General features: G+C 69.9%; 21 protein-coding genes. 9 read left to right on the forward strand and 12 right to left on the reverse strand.

Annotation, left to right across the window (positions count from 1 at the left end; translation table 11 throughout):
- Nucleotides 1-7: 7 nt before the first annotated feature.
- From OG707_RS17145 to OG707_RS17165, 5 genes are all read right to left on the reverse strand, one after another.
- Entirely contained in the window at nt 8-418 is a 411-nt protein-coding gene (locus OG707_RS17145) for a PPOX class F420-dependent oxidoreductase (RefSeq protein WP_329119131.1), read from the reverse strand.
- Nucleotides 415-1,344, reverse strand: coding sequence for a hypothetical protein (locus tag OG707_RS17150; RefSeq protein ID WP_329119133.1), 930 nt, complete (start codon nt 1,342-1,344; stop codon nt 415-417). Before OG707_RS17150 ends, OG707_RS17145 begins: the two co-directional genes overlap by 4 nt.
- Before the next feature lie 86 nt (nt 1,345-1,430).
- A complete protein-coding gene (locus OG707_RS17155) occupies nt 1,431-2,411 on the reverse strand; it encodes an ABC transporter substrate-binding protein (RefSeq protein ID WP_329119135.1) in 981 nt (326 codons plus the stop codon).
- Between the two features lie 27 nt (nt 2,412-2,438).
- Nucleotides 2,439-3,107 carry an ABC transporter permease gene (locus OG707_RS17160; protein WP_329119137.1) on the reverse strand — a complete coding sequence of 223 codons (669 nt, stop codon included), beginning with the start codon at nt 3,105-3,107 and terminating at the stop codon, nt 2,439-2,441.
- A 3-nt stretch (nt 3,108-3,110) separates the two neighbouring features.
- Nucleotides 3,111-3,821 carry an ABC transporter permease gene (locus tag OG707_RS17165; RefSeq protein WP_329119139.1) on the reverse strand — a complete coding sequence of 237 codons (711 nt, stop codon included), beginning with the start codon at nt 3,819-3,821 and terminating at the stop codon, nt 3,111-3,113.
- A 131-nt stretch (nt 3,822-3,952) separates the two neighbouring features.
- On the opposite strand from OG707_RS17165, the gene OG707_RS17170 reads away from it, so the two are divergent.
- A complete protein-coding gene (locus OG707_RS17170; protein WP_329119142.1) occupies nt 3,953-5,095 on the forward strand; it encodes an ABC transporter ATP-binding protein in 1,143 nt (380 codons plus the stop codon).
- Here the strand turns inward: OG707_RS17170 and OG707_RS17175 are convergent.
- Complete coding sequence (locus OG707_RS17175; protein ID WP_329119144.1) at nt 5,085-6,209, reverse strand: alpha/beta hydrolase; 1,125 nt, start codon at nt 6,207-6,209, stop codon at nt 5,085-5,087. The two genes, OG707_RS17170 and OG707_RS17175, sit on opposite strands and share 11 nt — an antisense overlap.
- 115 nt (nt 6,210-6,324) lie before the next feature.
- Here OG707_RS17175 and OG707_RS17180 point away from each other — a divergent pair, with 115 nt between their 5' ends.
- The 6 genes from OG707_RS17180 to OG707_RS17205 all read left to right on the forward strand — a co-directional run bounded on the left by OG707_RS17180 (nt 6,325) and on the right by OG707_RS17205 (nt 11,136).
- Nucleotides 6,325-8,154, forward strand: coding sequence for a phosphatidylglycerol lysyltransferase domain-containing protein (locus tag OG707_RS17180; protein ID WP_329119145.1), 1,830 nt, complete (start codon nt 6,325-6,327; stop codon nt 8,152-8,154).
- A gap of 31 nt (nt 8,155-8,185) precedes the next feature.
- Nucleotides 8,186-9,046, forward strand: a complete 861-nt coding sequence (gene folP / locus OG707_RS17185) for a dihydropteroate synthase (protein ID WP_329119147.1) — start codon at nt 8,186-8,188, stop codon at nt 9,044-9,046.
- A complete protein-coding gene (locus OG707_RS17190; RefSeq protein WP_329119149.1) occupies nt 9,043-9,507 on the forward strand; it encodes a nuclear transport factor 2 family protein in 465 nt (154 codons plus the stop codon). Before folP ends, OG707_RS17190 begins: the two co-directional genes overlap by 4 nt.
- A 165-nt stretch (nt 9,508-9,672) precedes the next feature.
- Nucleotides 9,673-10,032 carry a dihydroneopterin aldolase gene (folB, locus tag OG707_RS17195; RefSeq protein WP_329119151.1) on the forward strand — a complete coding sequence of 120 codons (360 nt, stop codon included), beginning with the start codon at nt 9,673-9,675 and terminating at the stop codon, nt 10,030-10,032.
- Complete coding sequence (gene folK, locus OG707_RS17200) at nt 10,029-10,628, forward strand: 2-amino-4-hydroxy-6-hydroxymethyldihydropteridine diphosphokinase (protein WP_329119154.1); 600 nt, start codon at nt 10,029-10,031, stop codon at nt 10,626-10,628. The genes folB and folK overlap by 4 nt, the downstream gene beginning before the upstream one ends.
- A 25-nt stretch (nt 10,629-10,653) precedes the next feature.
- Nucleotides 10,654-11,136, forward strand: a complete 483-nt coding sequence (locus tag OG707_RS17205) for a DUF3180 domain-containing protein (RefSeq protein WP_329119156.1) — start codon at nt 10,654-10,656, stop codon at nt 11,134-11,136.
- Nucleotides 11,137-11,155: 19 nt separating this feature from the next.
- On the opposite strand, the gene folE is transcribed toward OG707_RS17205, so the two are convergent.
- The 6 genes from folE to dacB all read right to left on the reverse strand — a co-directional run bounded on the left by folE (nt 11,156) and on the right by dacB (nt 18,449).
- On the reverse strand, nt 11,156-11,761 hold the full coding sequence (folE, locus tag OG707_RS17210) for a GTP cyclohydrolase I FolE (protein ID WP_329119157.1): 606 nt from the start codon (nt 11,759-11,761) through the stop codon (nt 11,156-11,158).
- A 95-nt stretch (nt 11,762-11,856) separates the two neighbouring features.
- Nucleotides 11,857-13,887, reverse strand: coding sequence for an ATP-dependent zinc metalloprotease FtsH (ftsH, locus tag OG707_RS17215; protein WP_329119159.1), 2,031 nt, complete (start codon nt 13,885-13,887; stop codon nt 11,857-11,859).
- A 162-nt stretch (nt 13,888-14,049) separates the two neighbouring features.
- Nucleotides 14,050-14,589 (reverse strand): hypoxanthine phosphoribosyltransferase, encoded by a 540-nt coding sequence (hpt, locus tag OG707_RS17220; RefSeq protein ID WP_329127841.1) that lies wholly within the window; start codon nt 14,587-14,589, stop codon nt 14,050-14,052.
- A 41-nt stretch (nt 14,590-14,630) separates the two neighbouring features.
- Nucleotides 14,631-15,662, reverse strand: a complete 1,032-nt coding sequence (gene tilS, locus OG707_RS17225) for a tRNA lysidine(34) synthetase TilS (protein ID WP_329119161.1) — start codon at nt 15,660-15,662, stop codon at nt 14,631-14,633.
- 165 nt (nt 15,663-15,827) lie between these two features.
- Nucleotides 15,828-16,967 carry a zinc-dependent metalloprotease gene (locus OG707_RS17230; protein WP_329119163.1) on the reverse strand — a complete coding sequence of 380 codons (1,140 nt, stop codon included), beginning with the start codon at nt 16,965-16,967 and terminating at the stop codon, nt 15,828-15,830.
- 75 nt (nt 16,968-17,042) lie between these two features.
- Nucleotides 17,043-18,449, reverse strand: coding sequence for a D-alanyl-D-alanine carboxypeptidase/D-alanyl-D-alanine endopeptidase (gene dacB, locus OG707_RS17235; RefSeq protein ID WP_329119165.1), 1,407 nt, complete (start codon nt 18,447-18,449; stop codon nt 17,043-17,045).
- Between the two features lie 86 nt (nt 18,450-18,535).
- Here dacB and OG707_RS17240 point away from each other — a divergent pair, with 86 nt between their 5' ends.
- Entirely contained in the window at nt 18,536-19,030 is a 495-nt protein-coding gene (locus tag OG707_RS17240; protein WP_206962874.1) for an inorganic diphosphatase, read from the forward strand.
- A 159-nt stretch (nt 19,031-19,189) separates the two neighbouring features.
- Entirely contained in the window at nt 19,190-20,842 is a 1,653-nt protein-coding gene (locus OG707_RS17245) for a threonine/serine ThrE exporter family protein (RefSeq protein ID WP_329127843.1), read from the forward strand.
- Nucleotides 20,843-20,894 lie beyond the last annotated feature (52 nt).

Consider the following 20,894-nt stretch of genomic DNA (forward strand, 5'->3'; position numbering starts at 1 on the left):
CCGCCGCTCAGATCCGTCCGGCGACGTGCTGCGGCGTGATCCGGATGACGACGCGTACGACCTCGGGCGGCAGGTCCAGATACGTCTGGCCCCCGCCCTCGCCGTGGTACTTCTCCCCGAGCGAGGCGGCGACCGCCCGGCCCACGTCCTCGGCGACCGTCGCGGTCCCGCGCACCTCCGTGTACCGCTCGGGGTCCGACGGGTCGACGACCGTCAGGCTCACCCGGGGGTCGCGGCGCAGGTTCCTGTCCTTGCGGCGGCCCGCCTGCGTGGAGACGACGAGTTCGTCGCCGTCGAGGCCGACCCACACGGGGGACGACTGCGGGGAGCCGTCCGCGTTGAGGGTGACGAGCACGGCCAGCTGCGCGCCGTCGAGGAACTTCCTCTGCGCGTCGGTCAGTTCCACGTTCGCGCTCAAGAGATCGCGCTCCTCAGCTGCGCCACATCGATCTGCTCGGTCTCGTCGTGCGCGGTCAGGTCGATGACCTGACCGATGCCCCGGCTGTCGTCGTCCTTCTCGTTGCGTACGGCTTCGAGCGCCTCGGCGCCCACCACGTCCGCCAGGTCTTCCTTCTCCAGGTCCGTGGCCGCCTTCTGCGCGACCTGGTTGCCGAAGAAGTCGAAGGTGCCGAGGGGGCGTACGGCCCGGTTGTGCGCCGGTGCGTACGGAACGACCGCCGTGGCCGGGACATTGCGGGGCGCGGGAAGGGCCGGAAGGGCGGACGTCGGGCGGGAGTGGACACTCCCGGCGGCCGCCGAGGGCTTCCCCTTGTGCTCCTCAGCCTCCCCGGTCCGGTCGCAGACCAGGTTGTCCAGGGCGCGTGCGGCCCTGGCGTACGCGGCGGGGGTCGGGGTCGACGCGGCCGCGGGCAGGGCCCGTACGGGAGCGGAGGCCTCGATGGCGAGGAGGCGGCGGCTCTCCAGGGCGCCGGCCCGCTCGGTCTCGGCATTGGCGTAACGGCGGAGCAGTGCGGCGTGCTCGTTGCGCAGGCCGGCGAGCTCGACGCGCTTGGCGCGGAGTCTGCCGTCCAGGCGGGCACGGAGTTCGCGCGATTCCTCGAGGTCGGACTCGAGCTCGGCTATGCGCTCCTCGGTCTTCCACTCGTCGGCGGTGCGCGCCCGGGTCAGCTCGGCGACGCGGCGGCCTGCGTGCCGGTCCCAGCCGCGCATCAGCACGGCGCCGGTCACGGCAGCGGCCGCTGCCGCGGCAACCAGGCCGCGGAGCACGACAGGTTCCGCGAACAACCAGGCGCCGGCGGCGCAGAGGATCGACGCACCGGCAACGGCCGAAGGCTGGAGGAGCCTGTGCAGGGGTGGGGAATGGCGGTGTCGTCCACGTGGCATGGCCCAAAATTACCGTGCGGAACACCCGAATGGATGACCCCACCGCCATTTGTTCCCTTGCGGTTACCTCCATTCCCCACAATCTGCTACTTGATCAAGCCCTTCGACTTCAGATAGTCCTTCGCGACGTCCACCGGCTTGGCCCGCTCGGAGTCCACCTTGCGGTTCAGCGCGACCAGATCGTCGGTCGTCAGCGCCTGGGTCAGCTTGGCGAGCGCGTCCGCGATGTCGGTCGCGCCCGCGTCCTTGGCATTGACCACCGGCAGGACGTTGTCCGCGTTCTGCAGCTTCTTGTCGTCCTCCAGGAGGACGAGGCCGAAGGTGTCCAGCGTCGCATCGGTCGTGGTGGTCAGCGCCAGCTGGTCCGCGCCGTCCTTGACGGCCTGCTTGGACTGCGGGGTGCCGACGCCCTTGGGGTCGATACCGGTCACGTCGATGCCGTACTTCGACTTCAGACCCGGTGCGCAGAACGGGCGGATCGTGCACTCGTCGCCTGCGGCGATCTTGACCTTGATCTTGGACGCACCCAGGTCGGAGAGGGTCTTGAGCTTGTTCTTGTCGGCGAAGGACTTGCTCACCGCGAAGGCGTTCTGGTCGACGGCGGATCCCGCGGGCAGCACCTTCAGTCCGCGCGGCTCGGCGAGCTTGGTCAGGGCCGCGACAGTGGCCGCGACATCGCCGGAGGCGACCGGGGTCTTCTCGGCCGCTTTCGCGCCGTTCACCTTCGCGTTGAGGAATTCGGCGAGGGTGGCCGCGTATTCCGGTACGACGTCGATCTCGCCCTTCTCCAGGGACGGTTCGTACAGCTCGCGGTTGGTCACCTCCGTCACGGAGGTCTTGTAACCGGCGTTGCCCAGAACCTGGGCATACAGCTCGGCCAGAACCTTGGACTCGGTGAATCCGGCCGCCCCGACGACGAGCGAACCCTTCTTCGCCGAGTCGGATCCCGCGGACGAGGAGCCGCCGTCCTTGTCCTTCTCCAGACTGTCTCCGCCGCACGCGGCCAGCGAACCCGCCAGGGCCACCACACCGAGTACCGCACCCGCTATGCGCGAGGTCCTGCTCATGAGCTCCACCGTCCAAGTAAGAAGTGATTACGCGGTCTTGCGCCGCGGGTCGAGCAGCCGGTCGGCCGCCACCATCAGTCCCTCGACCATGAGGGCCAGTGCGGCGACGAGCAGTGCGCCCGCCACCACCTGCGGGGTGTTGTACGTGTTGAATCCGGCCGTGATGATCCGGCCGAGGCCGCCCCCGCCCGTCATCGCGGCCAGCGTCGCCGTGGCGATCACCTGGACCGCCGCGGACCGGAGCCCGGTCATGATCAGCGGGTAGGCGAGGGGCAGTTCGACCCGGAGGAACAGCTGGCCCCCGGACATCCCCATCCCCCGGGCAGCCTCCACAACCGAGCGGTCCACCTCACGCATTCCCGTGTACGCGTTGGTGAGCAGCGGTGGTACGGCGAAGAGCACCAGCGCGATGACCGTCGGCACATCGCCCTGCGACCGCAGCGGCGTGAGCATCAGCAGTGCGAGCACCGCGAAGGTCGGGATCGCCCGCCCCACGTTGGAGATGTTGACGGCGAGGGCACCGCCCTTGCCGAGATGCCCCAGATACAGCGCGACGGGCAGCGCGACCAGACAGGCGAGCCCGAAGGCCAGTCCGCTCACGGTCAGATGCTGCGCCAGCCGGTGCCCGGCGCCGCTCTCCCCCGACCAGTTCGCCCCCGTGGTCAGCCAGGTCCAGGCGTCCCCGATCTCCCCCATGTCTCAGCCCGCCTTCACCGGCACGTCGGCAACCACCGCACGCGACACACGTATTCGGGTCCACGGCGTCAGCAGCCGCTGCACTCCGAGCAGCAGCAGATCGGCCACGATCGCGAGCAGCACGCACAGCACGGAGGCCGTGAGCACCTGCGCCTTGAACAGCGTGTCCAGCCCCTCCTTGATGAGGTTGCCGAGCCCGCCCTTGCTCACGATCGACCCGACGGTCGTCAGCGCCACCGTCGAGACGGTGGCTATGCGCACCCCGGCCAGCACCACCGGCAGCGCCAGGGGCAGTTCGACCTCCCAGAGCAGCCGCAGCGGGCCGTACCCCATGCCGCGCGCGGCCTCCCGCGCATCCTCGGGAACGGCCTCCAGGCCGGCCAGGATGTTCCGTACGAGAATCGTCAGCGAATACAGCACCAGCCCCGTGATGACGAGCCCCGCCGAGAGCCCGAACAAGGGCAGCAGCAGGGAGAACATCGCCAGCGAAGGCACCGTGTAAAGAATCGTCGTGAGCCCCAGGACAGGACCGGCGAATCCTCGCCCCCGCCGCGCGAGCAGCGCCAGCGGAAAAGCGACGACCAGACCGATCGCGACCGAAATCGCCGTGATCCACACATGCTGGACCGTGGCGTCGATCAACTCCTGCTGACGGGTGCGGAGATATTCGCCGCAGATCCAGTCATTGGTCACCAGACAGTTCGCGCTGCTCACCCGCCCCCACCTCCCCGAAACCTGTTCGAACGTAACTCTGGCCGACCATAACCCCCACCACTGACAATCACCGAGGGCCGTCGCACTGCAGCAACATGGCCTTCACAATCGGCCCGGCACAATGGGGAATCATGATTCGTTTCGAGCACGTGACCAAGCGGTACGCGGACGGCACCACCGCCGTCGACGACCTCTCCTTCGAAGTCGCCGAGGGTGAACTGGTCACGCTCGTGGGCCCGTCGGGCTGTGGCAAGACCACCACCATGAAGATGGTCAACCGCCTCATCGAGCCGACCGAGGGCCGGATATTCCTCGACGGGGACGACATATCCACCATCGACCCCGTCCAGCTCCGCCGCCGCATCGGCTATGTCATCCAGCAGGTCGGCCTCTTCCCGCACAAGACGGTCCTCGACAACACCGCGACCGTCCCCCATCTCCTCGGCGTCAAGAAGGCCCAGGCACGCGCCCGCGCCGCCGAACTCCTCGACCTGGTGGGCCTCGACCCGTCCGTCTACGGCGGCCGCTACCCCGACCAGCTCTCCGGCGGTCAGCGCCAACGCGTCGGCGTGGCAAGAGCCCTGGCCGCCGACCCGCCCGTCCTCCTCATGGACGAGCCCTTCGGCGCCGTCGACCCGGTCGTCCGCGAGCACCTGCAGAACGAGTTCCTCGCGCTCCAGAAGTCCCTCCGCAAGACCGTCCTGTTCGTCACCCACGACATCGAGGAAGCGGTCCGCCTCGGCGACCGCATCGCCGTATACGGACAGGGCAGGATCGAGCAGCTCGACGCCCCCGCCGCCGTCCTCGGCGCCCCCCAAACCCCCTATGTGGCTGATTTTGTCGGCGCCGACCGCAGCCTCAAGCGCCTCTCGGTCACGCCCATCGAGCCCGGTGACCTGGAGCAGCCGCCCGTCGTCCACCTCGACGACCCGCTGCCCGTCGCCGTCGACCGCTGGGCCGTCGTTCTCGACAGCGAAGAGAATCTGCACGGCTGGATCTCCGCCGAACAGGCCGCTTCCGCCAAGGGTCTGGTACGCGACCACGCCCGCCGCATGGAGGCCTGGCTCCCCGTCGGCGCCTCCCTCAGGCAGGCCCTCGCCACCATGCTCCAGCACGACGCCGGCTGGATCGCGGTGATCGACGAGGACAGCGTCGGCCGCTTCCTGGGCGCCCTCACCCCCGCCCGCCTGCACGAAGCGCTGCGTCGCTCCACCGCGGCCGACGCCCGCGACATCCCTCGTACGGAAGTGGAGTTGGAGACCGTCAGCCGGTGAGCCTGGAGCTCAGCCACACCAGCGTCGGCGGGATCTCGCGGCGCCAGGTGTTGAAGTTGTGCCCGCCGCTCTCCAGCACCATCGACGAGACCCGGGTCGGCGGCTTCGCGTTCGCAAGGAACTTCATCGTGCTCTTGTAGTTGCCCTCGCCCTGCTTGCTGGTGGTCAGCATCAACGAGGTGTCGGGGGCGGGCAGATGCTCCAGGCTCCACAGCAGGTCGGCTCGGTGGCGCGCGTGCTCGTCGCCGTGGAAGAGGTCGCCGGTCGTCACGTCTTCGGCGGCCTTGTAGTACGCGGAGAGTCCGGCCCCCGCGCCGTACACGTTCGGGTGATGCATCGCGATCTTCAGCGCGCAGTAACCGCCCGTCGAATCACCGACAAAACCCCAGTTCTGCGCCCTCGTCCCGACGCGGTACGACGCGTGGACCGCCTGCGGCACGTCCTTGGCGAAGAAGGTCTCGGCCTGCGGACCGCCGGGGACGTCCACACACTCGGTGTCACGCGGCGGCGCCACCGTCGGACGCATCATGATCAGCACCATCGGCTGCGTCTGCCCGGCCTTGGCCAGCTTCAACGCCGTCTGCGGATAGGCCAGTCCCTTGAACAGGTTCTGCGCCACGCCCGGGTAGCCGGTGAGCACCACGGCGGCCGGGAACGTCCGTTTCGCGTACCTCGGCTGGAAGTACTCGGGCGGCAGATAGACGTACGCGGGGCTCGCGATCCGCGACGCCTTCCCCTCGATCAGGACCCGCTGGATCTGTCCACCCACCCGTGGTCCGCGACCCCCCTTGACGTCCAACTCCTGTTTGCCCAGCACCTGTACGCTCCTGCTTCCTGAATGCGCCGTTCCGCCGGCGTGGTCGACGACCACACCGGGGGTCTGCTCCTGACCGAAGAGGTCGGCCCAGGACGCGTAGAAGAGGAACGAGTTGTTGGCGAGGAGCCCGACCATGGTGAAGACGGCCAGCTGGGTCGCGAGAAGCAGACCGATCCGGCCCGCCACAGCACGCCAGTTGCGGTGCGCGAGCCGCGGCCAGAACACCACCGTCGCGACGAAGAGCACCACCCCGAGCGCTACGGCCAGCGCAAGAACCTTGTGACTGGTGAGACCCATGTGGAGATCAAGCTTTCTTCCATAGATTTTCCGGGAACCGGGTGAACCGGCTTCCCGGTAGCGCCGTCCTAGTGAGCACAAAATGTCCGGATCTCTTGCGGAGCCGTGGGAAGCGATGTCTGTCAGGCTAGATGGGGATAAATCAGTAACGGTTCCGATTCGCGTGCGACGGGCCATGCAGGGTCCCCGCCCCGAAAAGGTGCCTTCACTTGTCGGAACGGCCTGCGCTGTCGTAGGCCTGCTCGACATCGCGGCCGGAGTCTTTCCGCGCTTCAGGCACAGCAGGATGCACGCTGTGGCGGAGGTCCTGCCCGGCACGCTCGGCCCGTTCACGGCCGCGCTGGCCCTGAGCGCGGGCGTCCTTCTGCTGCTTCTCGCGCACGGACTCAAGCGCCACAAGCGCCGTGCGTGGCGGGCCGCGGTGATACTGCTGCCCGCCGGCGCCGTCGCACAGTTCGCCTGGCGTCACTCGATCGTGGGATCCGTCATCTCGCTGATCCTGCTCTTCCTGCTGCTGCGCCACCGCACCGAGTTCGCGGCCCTGCCCGATCCGCGCAGCCGCTGGAAGGCCCTGGCCAACTTCGTTCTCCTGGGCGCCGGTTCGATCGCGCTGGGCCTGGTCATCGTCAGCGTCCACCCGCAGCGCACCATGGGCAGCCCGAGCGTCGCCGACCGGCTGCAGCACGTGCTGTACGGACTGGTCGGCTTCGAGGGTCCCGTCGAGTACGTGGGTGACGTGTCCTGGACCGTCGCCTACTCCCTCGGTGCACTCGGCCTGCTGACCGCGGTCACCACCATCTACCTGGCGTTCCGCCCCGAACACCCGGCCGCACGCCTCACCGACGAGGACGAGAGGCAGCTGCGCGCCCTGCTCGCCAAGCACGGCGGCCGCGACTCGCTCGGCCACTTCGCGCTCCGCCGCGACAAGGCCGTCGTCTTCTCCCCCAGCGGCAAGGCGGCCGTCACGTACCGGGTGATCTCCGGCGTGATGCTCGCCTCCGGCGACCCGATCGGCGACGTCGAGGCCTGGCCCGGCGCCATCGAGCGCTTCATGGACGAGGCCAAGTCGCACTCCTGGACGCCCGCCGTCATGGGCTGCAGCGAGACGGGCGGCGAGGTCTGGACCCGCGAGACGGGACTCGACGCACTGGAGCTGGGCGACGAGGCGGTGGTCGACGTAGCGGATTTCTCTCTCGCCGGGCGCGCGATGCGCAACGTACGCCAGATGGTGAAGCGCATCGAGCGCAATGGCTACGAGACCCGCGTCCGGCGCGTCCGTGACCTCGGCGAGCCCGAGCTGACCCACATCAGGGCCGCGGCGGAGGCCTGGCGCGGCACCGACACCGAGCGCGGCTTCTCCATGGCACTGGGCCGGATCGGCGACCCGGGCGACGGCGACTGCGTGATCGCCACCGCCCACAAGCCGGACGAGCACTCCCCGTACGGCGACCTGAAGGCGATCATCCACTTCGTCCCCTGGGGCCCGGACGGCATGTCCCTGGAGCTGATGCGCCGCGACCGCTCGGCCGACCCCGGTATGAACGAACTCCTCATCGTCGCCTCCCTCGAAGCCTCCCCGAACCTGGGCATCGAGCGGGTCTCGCTGAACTTCGCGATGTTCCGCTCGGCGCTCGCCCGCGGCGAGAAGCTGGGCGCGGGCCCGGTCCTGCGCGGCTGGCGCGGGCTGCTCGTCTTCCTCTCCCGCTGGTTCCAGATCGAGTCGCTGTACAAGTTCAACGCCAAGTTCCAGCCGCGCTGGGAGCCCCGCTTCGTCGTCTTCCGCAACAACGGGGACCTCCCCCGCATCGGCATCGCCGCGATGCAGGCCGAGGGATTCGTGAACCTGGCGCTCCCCCGTCCCTTCACCCGCCGCAGGGGCCCCGTGCAGCGCCCCTGCTCGCACATCCCGCCCCAGACGAAGGACGCCGAGTTCACCGCGGCGTGAGGACCCTCGTCACGGGCCTAGGCTGGACGGCATGAGTACGTTGCGCGGGCGGGGGATGGTCGAGGGGCTGCCGGAGTGGGACCGCTGTGCGGTCATGGGGGTCGTCAACGTGACCCCCGACTCCTTCTCCGACGGCGGCCGCTGGTTCAGCGCCACGGCCGCCGTCAAACACGGCCTGGACCTGGTGACCGAGGGCGCCGACCTCGTGGACGTCGGCGGTGAGTCGACGCGCCCCGGCGCCTCCCGGGTCGACGAGGACGAGGAGCTGCGCCGGGTGCTCCCCGTCGTACGCGGCCTGGTCTCGGAAGGCGTCACCGTCTCCGTCGACACCATGCGCGCGAGCGTCGCCGAGCAGTCCGTCGCGGCCGGAGCCGTGCTGGTCAACGACGTCAGCGGCGGCCTCGCGGACCCCGCGATGATCCCCACGGTCGCCGCCACCGGCGCCCCCTTCGTCGTCATGCACTGGCGCGGATTCAGCGAGTCCATGAACAGCCGTGCGGTGTACGAGGACGTGGTGGCCGAGGTCGCCGACGAACTCCGCGCCCGCATGGACGCCGTCATCGAGGGCGGCATCGCCCCCGAGCGCCTCGTCGTCGACCCGGGCCTCGGCTTCGCCAAGCAGGCCGAGCACGACCTCGCCCTCGTCGCCCGCCTCCCGGAGCTGCGCGCGCTGGGCCGCCCGCTGCTGGTCGCCGCGTCCCGCAAGCGTTTCCTCGGCCACGTACTCGCGCAGACGGGGGAGGCCCCGCCGCCCGCCCGCGAGCGCGACGCCGCCACCGCCGCGATCTCCGCGATCGCCGCCCACGAGGGCGCCTGGGCGGTCCGCGTCCACGAGGTGCGGGCGACGGCCGACGCCGTACGGGTCGCCCGCGCGGTCGAGGGTGCCCGGTGACCGCCCCCGCCGACCTCGAAGCGGTCGAACTCGCCAACACCGCCTTCTACGAGACGATGGAGCGTGGCGACTTCGACGAGCTCTCCGACCTCTGGCTGAGCAGCGACGACGAGCTGGAGATCTCCTGCATCCACCCGGGCTGGCCGGTCCTGACGGGCCGCGGCGAGGTGCTCCGCTCCTACGCGCTGATCATGGCGAACACCGAGTACATCCAGTTCTTCCTGACCGATGTGAAGGTCGCACTCGCCGGCGACACCGCCCTGGTGACCTGCACGGAGAACATCCTCAGCGGCGGCCCCGCCGAGGAGAGCGGCGAGCTGGGCCCGCTGGTCGGCCAGCTGGTCGTGGCCACCAACGTCTTCCGGCGCACCCGCGACGGCTGGAAGCTCTGGTCGCACCACGGGTCGCCCGTGCTCGCCGAGTCCGACGAGTCGGACGAAGACGACCGCAGCGAGGATTGAACGGGGAAGCGGAGGGTATGGGCGGGTACCACCCGCCCGCACTTCTGTCCATAGCCCCCGTGGGCAGGCACTGTCAGTGCTCGCAGGTAGATTCGAATGAGGACGTTGTGCCGACCGCACTCGGCGCGTACGCCCTACTCACCGACTGAAGCAGGAGTGATTCGCGTGGATCGTGTCGCGCTGCGCGGCCTCAAGGCCCGTGGGCACCATGGCGTCTTTCCCCGGGAGCGGGAAGAGGGCCAGACCTTCATCGTCGACCTGGTGCTCAGCCTCGACACCCGCCCCGCGGCGGCGGACGACGACCTGACGAAGACCGTGCACTACGGCGTGGTGGCCGAGGAAGTGGTGGACGTCGTCAAGGGCGAGCCGGTCGACCTGATCGAGACGCTCGCCGAGCGGATCGCCCAGCAGTGCCTCAAGCACGAAGGCGTCCAGGAGGTGGAAGTGGTCGTCCACAAGCCGGACGCGCCGATCACCGTCCCCTTCGACGACGTGACCATCACGATCACCCGGAGCCGCGCATGAACGCAGCACAGAGCGACCCGACCGTACAGCCGGTACCGGCCTCCGTGACCGCGCAGGTCGACGCGGCGGACGTGACGCTGTCCAACCCCAAACGGGCCGTGATCTCCCTCGGCTCCAACCTGGGCAACCGCCTGGAGACGCTGCAGGGCGCGATCGACGCCCTGGAGGACACCCCGGGCCTGCGGGTCAAGGCCGTCTCCCCCGTCTACGAGACGGAGCCCTGGGGCGTGGACCCCGGCTCCCAGCCGTCGTACTTCAACGCGGTCGTGGTCATCAAGACGACGCTTCCCCCCTCCTCGCTCCTGGAGCGCGGCCAGGCCATCGAGGAAGCCTTCGACCGGGTACGGGACGAGCGCTGGGGCCCGCGCACGATCGACGTCGACATCGTGGCGTACGCCGACGTCCTCTCCGACGACCCCGTCCTCACGCTGCCGCACCCGCGCGCCCATGAGCGGGCCTTCGTGCTGGTGCCGTGGCACGACGTGGAGCCGGAGGCCCAGCTGCCCGGCCGCGGCCCGGTGGCCGAGCTCCTGGCCGGCCTCGGCAACGAAGGCGTACTCTCCCGCCCCGATCTGGAACTCCGCCTGCCCGAGTGACGTTGCCCTCTGGGAGGCATGTTCTGTGAAGCAACTACGACTCGGCGTGCTCGCCGGCCTGTTCGTCGTGGCCGGGGTTCTGTCATGGGCCGGCGCCCGGCTCTGGGACTCGGTCGGCACGCTCCCCAGCGTGCCGCTGGCCGCGCCGATCGTACTGGCGGTGATCGCCGTGACGCTGCTCGCGACGGCGCTCTCGCTGCGTGCCCGGCTCCGGGCCCAGCGGGAGCGCCGTCCCGGCGCGAAGGGTGTGGAACCGCTGATGGCGGCCCGCGCCGTGGTCTTCGGCCAGGCGAGCGCGCTGGTCGCCTCGCTGGTCTGCGGGATGTACGGCGGCACCGGCGTCTTCCTGCTGGGCCAGCTCGATGTCCCGGCCCGCCGTGACCAGGCGTTCTACGCCGGGTTCTCGGTGCTGGCCGGAATCGCGGTGGTCGCCGCGGCCCTCTTCCTGGAGCGCGTCTGCAAGCTCCCCGAGGACGAGGACGACAACAGCCAGAGCGCGCCCGCCTGAAGGCCTGGGCCCGCAGCCACTAGCGGGCCATGATCAGGCTCATCGCCTCGGCGCGCGTCGCCGGATCGCGCAGCTGTCCGCGCACCGCCGAGGTGATGGTCTTGGCACCGGGCTTGCGGACCCCGCGCATCGTCATGCACATGTGCTCGCACTCGATGACGACGATGACGCCCCGCGGCTCCAGTATCTTCATCAGCGATTCGGCGACCTGCGTGGTCAGCCGCTCCTGCACCTGCGGCCGCCGGGCGTAGACGTCGACGAGGCGGGCCAGCTTCGACAACCCGGTGATCTTGCCTTCCACGGACGGGATGTACCCGACGTGGGCGACGCCCGTGAACGGGACCAGATGGTGCTCGCAGTGGCTCTGCACCTCGATGTCCTTCACCAGGACCATCTCGTCGTGACCGAGGTCGAACGTCGTCGTCAGGACGTCCTCGGGCTTCTGCCGCAGTCCCGCGAAGAGCTCCTTGTACGCCCGCGCCACGCGCGCCGGGGTCTCCAGCAGCCCCTCGCGCTCCGGGTCCTCCCCGACCGCGATGAGGAGCTCGCGCACCGCGTTCTCGGCTCGCTTCTCGTCGAACTCGCCGATGGTGGCCTGGCCGTCCAGCGTTACCGGGTCGGTCATGGTGGTGTGCCTCGCTCCTCGTCAACAAAAAGTGCCGCGCCCCCCAGGCTAGAACCTGGGGGGCGCGGCATGCATTCCGGGGCTGCCGGGGCTGCTCAGCTCTCGGGACGGTCCTCGGGGACCGGCTCGGGGGCTGCCTCCACGGCGGCCGGGGCCGCACCGTTGGTACCGGCGGCACCATTGGTGAGCGCCAGCTCCCGCGGCGAGAGCACCGGCGGACGCGTCGAGGGCGTACGACGGGACGATCCGGTCCACGCCGGGCGGGCGGGACGCTTCACGATGCCGGCGAAGACCTCGGCGATCTGCTCCTTGTTCAGGGTCTCCTTCTCGAGGAGGGCCAGAACCAGGTTGTCGAGGACGTCGCGGTTCTCGACCAGGATTTCCCAGGCCTCGTTGTGCGCCGTCTCGATGAGCTTCTTGACCTCTTCGTCGACGAGCGCCGCGACCTCTTCCGAGTAGTCGCGCGGGTGGCCCATCTCGCGGCCCAGGAACGGCTCGGTGTTGTCGCCACCGAACTTGATCGCGCCCAGACGCTCGGTCATGCCGTACTGCGTGACCATCGCGCGAGCGGTGGCCGTGGCCTTCTCGATGTCGTTGGCCGCGCCCGTCGTCGGGTCGTGGAAGACGAGCTCCTCGGCCGCACGCCCGCCCAGCATGTAAGCGAGCTGGTCGAGCATCTCGTTGCGGGTCGTGGAGTACTTGTCCTCGTCCGGCAGCACCATCGTGTAGCCGAGTGCACGGCCGCGCGACAGGATCGTGATCTTGTGGACCGGGTCCGAGTTGGGGGAAGCCGCCGCGACCAGGGCGTGTCCGCCCTCGTGGTACGCGGTGATCTTCTTCTCCTTGTCGGACATGATCCGGGTCCGCTTCTGCGGGCCCGCCACGACGCGGTCGATCGCCTCGTCCAGCGCGTTGTTGTCGACGAGCTTCAGGTCCCCGCGCGCGGTGAGCAGCGCGGCTTCGTTCAGCACGTTGGCAAGGTCGGCACCGGTGAAGCCGGGCGTACGACGGGCCACTGCGGCCAGATCGACGTCCGGGGCGACCGGCTTGCCCTTCTGGTGAACCTTGAGGATCTCCAGACGGCCCTGCATGTCCGGACGGTCGACCGCGATCTGCCGGTCGAAACGGCCGGGGCGCAGCAGTGCCGGGTCGAGGATGTCGGGACGGTTCGTGGCGGCGATCAGGATGACCCCGCCCTTCACGTCGAATCCGTCCATCTCGACCAGGAGCTGGTTGAGGGTCTGCTCGCGCTCGTCGTGACCGCCGCCCATGCCCGCACCGCGGTGCCGGCCGACGGCGTCGATCTCGTCGACGAAGACGATCGCCGGGGCGTTCGCCTTGGCCTGCTCGAAGAGGTCACGCACTCGGGACGCACCGACACCGACGAACATCTCGACGAAGTCGGAACCCGAGATCGAGTAGAACGGGACGCCCGCCTCGCCCGCGACGGCGCGGGCCAGCAGGGTCTTGCCCGTACCGGGAGGCCCGTAGAGCAGGACACCCTTGGGGATCTTGGCGCCGACGGCCTGGAACTTCGCCGGCTCCTGCAGGAACTCCTTGATCTCGTGGAGTTCCTCGACCGCCTCGTCGGACCCCGCCACATCGGCGAAGGTCGTCTTGGGGGTGTCCTTGGTGAGCAGCTTGGCCTTGGACTTCCCGAACTGCATGACGCGGGATCCGCCGCCCTGCATCTGGTTCATCAGGAACAGGAAGACCACGACGATGAGGACGAACGGCAGCAGGGAGAGCAGGATGCCCAGGAAGGCGTTCTGCTTCTCGACCGAGACCGTGTAGCCCTTGGGGATGTCCCCTGCGGAGGACGCGGTCTGCAGCTGCTGTGCGAGGGCGGTGCCCTGCGCGTCGCCGATGTAGTTGGCCTGGAACTTAGCTCCGGACTCGCCGTCGAGCTTCTGGCCGTCCTTCAGCTGAATCTTGAGTACGTTCTGATCACCGGTGGTGATCTTTGCCTGCTCGACCTTTTTGTCGGTGATCGCCTGGACGACCTGTGAGGTGTCCACCGACTTGTAGCCGCCTGACGAGCCGACGACCTGCATCAGCACGACCACGGCCAGGACGGCCAGCACGATCCACATGACCGGCCCACGGAAGTATCGCTTCACGTCCATCCATACGGGGCGGACTTACGCCCCGTCCCTCCTGCCCGTAGGTAAATGCTGCTGTGAGTAAAGACTGTTCTTCGGACGGTACCCCAGCATTGCTACCCGCGACCGCCTTCCCCTGCTCCAACGGCGGGGCTGGGGTGAGGGTTCCCGGCTGCTGAGGGTCCTTCAGCCGCCGTAGACGTGCGGGGCGAGCGTTCCGACAAAGGGGAGATTGCGGTACTTCTCTGCGTAATCCAGGCCGTATCCGACGACGAACTCGTTCGGAATGTCGAAGCCGATCCACTTCACGTCGATCGCGACCTTTGCGGCATCCGGCTTGCGCAGCAGGGTGCAGACCTCGAGCGAGGCCGGCTCGCGGGAGCCGAGGTTCGACAGCAGCCAGGAGAGCGTCAGACCCGAGTCGATGATGTCCTCGACGATCAGGACGTGCTTGCCCTTGATGTCGGTGTCCAGGTCCTTGAGGATCCGGACGACACCGGAGGACTGCGTGCCCGCGCCGTACGAGGACACCGCCATCCAGTCCATCGTGACGTCGGAGGAGAGCGCGCGCGCCAGGTCCGCCATCACCATGACGGCGCCCTTGAGGACACCGACCAGGAGCAGATCCTTGCCCGCGTACTCCGCGTCGATCTTCCCCGCGAGCTCCGCCAGCTTCGCGTCGATCTCTTCCTTGGTGATGAGCACCGACTCGAGGTCGGCGCCCATGTCTTTCTCGTTCACCCGGGCCACTTTCGTTGCTTTGCGGTTCAGCCTTGCCGGATGACCAGTCTGCCACCCTGGCGGCGGGCCTCGACGCGGCCGGGCAGGTTGATGGCCCCCTGCCCGCGCCACCCGGTGATCAGGCGGTCGATCTCCTCGATGTGCCGGGCGAAGAGCGAACCCGCCGGGGACCCGGCCGCGATCGCGTTGCGGCGCAGCACCCGCCGGCGTACCGCGGGCGGCAGGGCGTAGAGCTTCGTGCACTCCAGCTCGCCCGATTCGTCCCGTACGGAAAGATCCGCGTCCGCGGCCCAGGCGTCCAGGGCGTCCGCGTCGTCGCGCGAGAGCTGAGCGGTGCGGGCCAGGGCCTCGACGACGCCCTTGCCGAGGGACTTCTCCAGTGCGGGCAGGCCCTCGTGGCGCAGCCGCGAACGGGTGTAGGAGGGGTCGGTGTTGTGCGGGTCGTCCCAGACCGGGAGCTGCTGCACCAGGCAGGCCTTGCGGGCCGTCTGGCGGTCGAGCTGGAGGAAGGGGCGGCGGTAGCGTCCGGCCGCCCCCGAGACGGCCGCCATACCGGACAGGGAGCGGATGCCGGAGCCGCGGGCGAGGCCGAGCAGGACCGTCTCGGCCTGGTCGTCGCGGGTGTGTCCGAGGAGGACGGCGGCCGCGCCGTGGCGCTCGGCTGCGGCGTCCAGCGCGGCGTACCTGGCGTCGCGGGCCGCGGCTTCGGGTCCGCCCGCGCGGCCGACGGTCACGGCGACGGACTCGACGGGGCCGAGGTCCATCGCGGAGAGCCGGGAGACGACCTCGGCGGCGCGGACGTCGGAGCCGTCCTGGAGGCCGTGGTCGACGGTGATGCCGCCGGCCCGGACGGGCAGCTTGCGCGCCTCGAAGGCGAGGGCGGAGGCGAGGGCCATGGAGTCAGCGCCGCCCGAGCATGCGACGAGCACGAGGGGCTCGGGGGGAGCCTCGTGCGCGGCAGGCGATGTGGGGGGATGTGCGAGAGCTTCGTTGAGTACGTCGTTCAGTACGCGGCGAACCGCCAGGCGTATCGCTGCGACCGCAGGATGGGGACCCATGTCCGGTGCCCTTCGGTGGAGTTGGGGGGAACGCTTCCGTCACCCAGAGTGCGTAGATGGTGACAGAAACGGGCCGTTACCCGAGCATCGCACGCCTACCCCCGGCCCACGGTCCCTCAGATGGGTGATTCGGGGGGCGTTCTTCTGCCGTCGGCCGGAGACCGATCAGGAGTCTGCTTTACGGTGCACCCGCGCGACCCAGTCCGCCGGTTTGGCGATCTCCGCCTTGGTCGGGAGCGTGTTCGGTGACGTCCAGACGCGGTTGAAGCCGTCCATGCCGACCTCTTCAACGACGGCCCGTACGAACCGTTCTCCGTCCCGGTACTGACGGAGCTTGGCGTCCAGCCCGAGCAGCTTGCGAAGTGCCTGGTCAAGGCGGGAGGCGCCCTTGGCGCGGCGCTGCTGGAACTTCTCGCGGATCTCGTTCACGGACGGCACGACCTGCGGGCCCACCCCGTCCATCACGAAGTCGGCGTGCCCCTCCAAAAGGGACATAACTGCCGTCAGCCGACCGAGGATCTCGCGCTGTGCGGGGGTCTGGACGAGCTCCACGATGGAGCGTCCCCCCTCGTCCTCGTCCCCCTCGGGCTTGTTCCCCGTGAGTGACTGGGCGGCCTCGCGCAGCCGCTCCAGGACCGTCATCGGGTCGACCTCGGTCTGGTCGAGGAATGACTGGATCTCGCCCTCGAGGTGGTCGCGCAGCCACGGCACGGCGGTGAACTGCGTGCGGTGGGTCTCCTCGTGCAGACAGACCCAGAGCCTGAAGTCGTGGGGATCCACGCCCAGTTCGCGTTCGACCTGGACGATGTTGGGCGCCACCAGGAGGAGGCGTCCGCCGCCGGTCTCGGAGGCGGGCAGGTCGCGGGAGGCGGGTGCGAACGTCTCGTACTGACCGAGGACCCGCGACGCCAGGAAGGAGAGCAGCATCCCCAGCTCGACGCCCGTCACCTTGCCGCCGACGGCGCCGAGGACGGCCCCGCCCGGGGTGTTGCCGCGCCGTTCCTGCATCTTGTCGAGCAACGGCCTCAGGATTTCGCGGAAGCCCGCCACATTGGCCTTCACCCAGCCGGCCCGGTCGACGACCAGGACCGGGGTGTCCTCCGGCTCCTGCCCCTCCGGGATCATCCGCGTGAAGGCGCGTACGTGCTCCTCGGCCGCCTTCGCGTGCCGGCGCAGCTCCGCGACGACCGCACGGGCCTCGTCCCGGCTCACGTCCGGGCCCGGCCGCACGAAGCGGGTCGCGGTCGCCACCGCAAGGTTCCAGTCGACCATCCCCGATGTACCAGCACCACCGATGCGCGTCATGCGGTCAACCGTACGTTGCCTTCTCACCCGGCGGTGAGGTGTTGGGGGCCGTTGGTTGCCCTGTGGCCCGGCGGGTCAGGAGAGTTTGCGGGTGGCCAGTGCCGTGGCAAGGCGGTCCAGCGCGGGCTGGGCCGTGTACGGGGACGCGGTGTCCGAGGCGAGGAAGGCGAACGAGAGCAGCCGTCCGTCGGCCGCGACCACCGTGCCGGCCAGGGTGTTCACCCCGGTCAGCGTCCCCGTCTTGGCCCGTACGAGACCGGTGCCCGAGGCGCTGCCCGTGTAGCGGTCGGCGAGCGTGCCGCTGAAACCGGCGATGGGCAGTCCGGTGAGGACCGGGCGCAGCCGGGGACTGGCCGGGTCGGCGGCGCGGGCGAGGACCCTGGCCAGGAGGGACGCGGTGACCCTGTCATTGCGGTCGAGGCCGCTTCCGTCGGCGAACTGGGCGTCTTCGACGGGGAGTTGGAGCTTTGCCAGCTCGGCCTTGACCGCCCGTCCCGCGCCTTCGAAGCTCGCCGGTTCGCCCGCGGCGAGGGCCGTCTGGCGGGCGAGGGCCTCGGCGAGGTCGTTGTCGCTGTTGGTCAGGGCGCGCTCCACGAGAGCGGAGAGCGGGTCGGAGTTCGTACGGGCGATCGGGGTGGAGCCGGCGGGCGCCCCTGCGGGCGCGGAGTCGGTGTCCGCGGTGACGCCCCGGTCCTTGAGCATCCCCGCGAACGTACGGGCGGTGTCGCCCGCCGGGTCGCCGGTGCGCGGGGCCGGGCCGTGGTCGCTGCCGTCGACGCGGCCCTCGTCCGTCATCAGGGCGACGACGGGGGCGATGTTGTCGTTGATGCCGATGGGGTGGATCTGCGGGCCGGAGTAGAGCGAGATGTCGTACGAGAGGGAGACCGAGGTGACGCCGCGGTCGCGCAGGACGCGGACGGTGTCGTCGGCGAGCGCCCGCAGCCGGTCCTTGGAGAGCGTGGGGTCGCCGCCGCCGACCAGGGTGAGGTGCTTGCCGTCCGCACTCGCCCGGACGGTCGTGGCGATGCGGTGGTCGGGGCCGAGCGCGGACAGGGCGGCGGTCGTGGTGGCGAGCTTGACCGTGGACGCGGGGGTCATGGGCCGGTCGGCGCCCGACCCGTACAACTGCCTGCCGGTCGCGGTGTCGATCACCGCGGCGGTACGGACCGAGCCGAGCGCGGGGTCGGAGAGCAGCGGATCGAGGACGGCGGAGAGGCTCTTGCCCGCCGGTACGTTCCCGGGGGCGCCCAGCACCGCGAGTACGCCGGGGGCGCTCGGGGCGGGCGCGGGAGCCTTCACGCGCGCCGGGGCCTGGTGATGTGCGCCACCTCCGGGGGCCCGGGAAGCCGCCCGGTCCCGCTCGGCCTTACGCTGACCTGAGTCCCAGGGCCCGGCCAGTGCCACTGCCCCGGTCGCGATCACCAGACCGAGTGCGGTGGAGCCCGCGATGAGTTGCCATGTCGTCAGCTTCGGCGTCGGCACCTCGGAGCAGCCCCTTTCGCGATCACACACCTGCGTGAGGGACACTTAACCACCAGAAGCTTGTGTTGATCATGGAGGAGCCACCCGTGGAGTTCGACGTCACCATCGAGATCCCGAAGGGTTCGCGGAACAAGTACGAGGTGGACCACGAGACCGGCCGGATCCGCCTGGACCGTCGACTCTTCACCTCGACCAGCTACCCCGCGGACTACGGATTCGTCGAGAACACCCTGGGCGAGGACGGCGACCCGCTGGACGCCCTTGTCCTGCTGGACGAGCCGACCTTCCCCGGCTGTGTCATCAAGTGCCGCACCATCGGCATGTTCCGTATGACGGACGAGGCCGGCGGCGACGACAAGCTGCTGTGCGTCCCCGCGACGGACCCGCGCGTCGAGCACCTGCGCGACATCCACCACGTGTCGGAGTTCGACCGCCTGGAGATCCAGCACTTCTTCGAGGTCTACAAGGACCTGGAGCCCGGCAAGTCCGTCGAGGGCGCCGACTGGGTCGGCCGCACCGAGGCCGAGGACGAGGTCAGGGCCTCCTACAAGCGCCTCGAGGCGCAGGGCGGCGCGCACTGACCCGCCGCTGCTGAGCTGCCTGTACGGGCGGCACATCCCTCCGGGGGTGTGCCGCCCGTACTGCGTACGGAGCGGGCGAGCGAGGGGGTCATGGGCGTGATCAGATTGGGCAGGCGAGGGCTTGGTGTGACGAGAGTGACCTGAGGAGCGTGAGGAGGGCTGGTGGCCGAGACGGACGGCGTGGACGACCGCAAACCCGGGTCCGACGAGGCGCGGAGCGCCTTTGCCGCGCCCGCGGGCGTGGACCAGCCGAGCCCGGGCGAGGGCGAGGCCTCCACCACCTCCGAGTTCGCCGTGCCCGCCGGGTTCGCCGCCGAGGGCGCCGCGGAGCCCGAGGGGTCCGCCTTCACCCCGCCCCGTACGTACAGCGCCCGTGACTCCCCCGCCTTCACGCCGGCCCATGGCTTCCCCATGATCAAGCTGGCGAAAGAGGCGCCCTGGCAGGACCGCATGCGCACCGTGCTGCGCATGCCCGTCAGCGAGCGGCCCGCGCTGGAGGCCGCGCAGAAGCACGACGACGCCGGGCCCGCCGTGCCGCGCGTGCTCGACCTGACGCTGCGTATCGGGGAGTTGCTGCTCGCGGGCGGCGAGGGCGCCGAGGACGTGGAGGCGGCGATGTTCGCCGTCACCCATGCGTACGGTCTCGAGCGCTGCGAGCCGAATGTGACGTTCACGCTGCTGTCGATCTCGCACCAGCCCTCGCTGGTCGACGATCCCGTCTCCGCGAACCGGACCGTGCGGCGGCGCGGCACCGACTACACGCGGCTCGCCGCCGTCTACCACCTCATCGACGACATCACCTCGGAGGACGTCGACGTCTCGCTGGAGGAGGCCTATCGAGGCCTCGCCGCGATCCGCCGTAACCGCCACCCGTATCCGGGCTGGGTGCTGACCGGCGCCAACGGGCTGCTGGCCGGTGCGGCGTCCGTGCTGGTCGGCGGTGGGCCGCTGGTGTTCGTCGCGGCGGCGATCGGCGCGATGCTCGGCGACCGGCTGGCCTGGCTGTGTGCGGGGCGCGGGCTGCCGGAGTTCTACCAGTTCGTGGTCGCCGCGATGCCGCCCGCCGCGATGGGCGTCGCGCTGGCCCTGGCGGACGTGGATGTGAGCGGCTCGGCGGTGATCACCGGTGGGCTCTTCGCGCTGCTGCCCGGGCGGGCGCTGGTGGCGGGGGTGCAGGACGGGCTGACCGGGTACTACATCACGGCCTCGGCGCGGCTCCTGGAGGTCATGTACTTCTTCATCGCGATCGTCGTGGGCGTGCTGGTGATGCTGTACGTGGGGCTGCAGCTGGGCACGGACAACCTCGACGCGGAGGCGGGGCTGCACATCGTCTCGCGGCCCGTGGTGCAGATCCTCGCGTCCGTGCTTCTGTCGTTCGCGTTCGCGATTCTGCTGCAGCAGGACCGGTCGACCGTGCTGCTGGTGGCACTGAACGGGGGTGTCGCGTGGGTGATCTACGGGGCGCTCACGTACGGGGCGGGATTCTCGGCGGTGCCGTCCACGGCGATCGCGGCGGGGCTGGTCGGGCTCTTCGGTCAGCTGCTGTCGCGGTACCGGTACGCGTCCGCGCTGCCGTACGTGACGGCTGCGATCGGGCCGCTGCTGCCGGGGTCGGCGACGTACTTCGGGATGCTCTACATCGCGCACGCCGACATCGACAAGGGGATGACGTCGCTGTCGAAGGCGGCGGCGTTGGCGTTGGCGATCGCGATTGGAGTGAACCTGGGGGGCGAGATTTCGCGGCTGTTCATGCAGGCGCCGGGGGTGGTGGGGGGCCAGCGGAGGGCCGCGAAGCGGACCCGGGGGTTCTAGGGGATTTCTCCCCGCCCCGCCCCTTCCCGAACTGGGGCTGCGCCCCAGACCC

The organism is Streptomyces sp. NBC_01465 (assembly GCF_036227325.1).
Lineage (GTDB): Bacteria > Actinomycetota > Actinomycetes > Streptomycetales > Streptomycetaceae > Streptomyces.

Excerpts from the sequence above, each read along its gene's own strand:
- OG707_RS17150 (WP_329119133.1), bottom strand. The coding sequence starts at position 1,344 with ATGCCACGTGGACGACACCGCCATTCCCCACCCCTGCACAGGCTCCTC.
- OG707_RS17155 (WP_329119135.1), bottom strand. The coding sequence starts at position 2,411 with ATGAGCAGGACCTCGCGCATAGCGGGTGCGGTACTCGGTGTGGTGGCC.
- OG707_RS17160 (WP_329119137.1), bottom strand. The coding sequence starts at position 3,107 with ATGGGGGAGATCGGGGACGCCTGGACCTGGCTGACCACGGGGGCGAAC.
- OG707_RS17170 (WP_329119142.1), top strand. The coding sequence starts at position 3,953 with ATGATTCGTTTCGAGCACGTGACCAAGCGGTACGCGGACGGCACCACC.
- OG707_RS17175 (WP_329119144.1), bottom strand. The coding sequence starts at position 6,209 with ATGGGTCTCACCAGTCACAAGGTTCTTGCGCTGGCCGTAGCGCTCGGG.
- OG707_RS17180 (WP_329119145.1), top strand. The coding sequence starts at position 6,325 with ATGTCTGTCAGGCTAGATGGGGATAAATCAGTAACGGTTCCGATTCGC.
- folP (WP_329119147.1), top strand. The coding sequence starts at position 8,186 with ATGAGTACGTTGCGCGGGCGGGGGATGGTCGAGGGGCTGCCGGAGTGG.
- folK (WP_329119154.1), top strand. The coding sequence starts at position 10,029 with ATGAACGCAGCACAGAGCGACCCGACCGTACAGCCGGTACCGGCCTCC.
- folE (WP_329119157.1), bottom strand. The coding sequence starts at position 11,761 with ATGACCGACCCGGTAACGCTGGACGGCCAGGCCACCATCGGCGAGTTC.
- ftsH (WP_329119159.1), bottom strand. The coding sequence starts at position 13,887 with ATGGACGTGAAGCGATACTTCCGTGGGCCGGTCATGTGGATCGTGCTG.
- hpt (WP_329127841.1), bottom strand. The coding sequence starts at position 14,589 with ATGGGCGCCGACCTCGAGTCGGTGCTCATCACCAAGGAAGAGATCGAC.
- tilS (WP_329119161.1), bottom strand. The coding sequence starts at position 15,662 with ATGGGTCCCCATCCTGCGGTCGCAGCGATACGCCTGGCGGTTCGCCGC.
- OG707_RS17230 (WP_329119163.1), bottom strand. The coding sequence starts at position 16,967 with ATGACGCGCATCGGTGGTGCTGGTACATCGGGGATGGTCGACTGGAAC.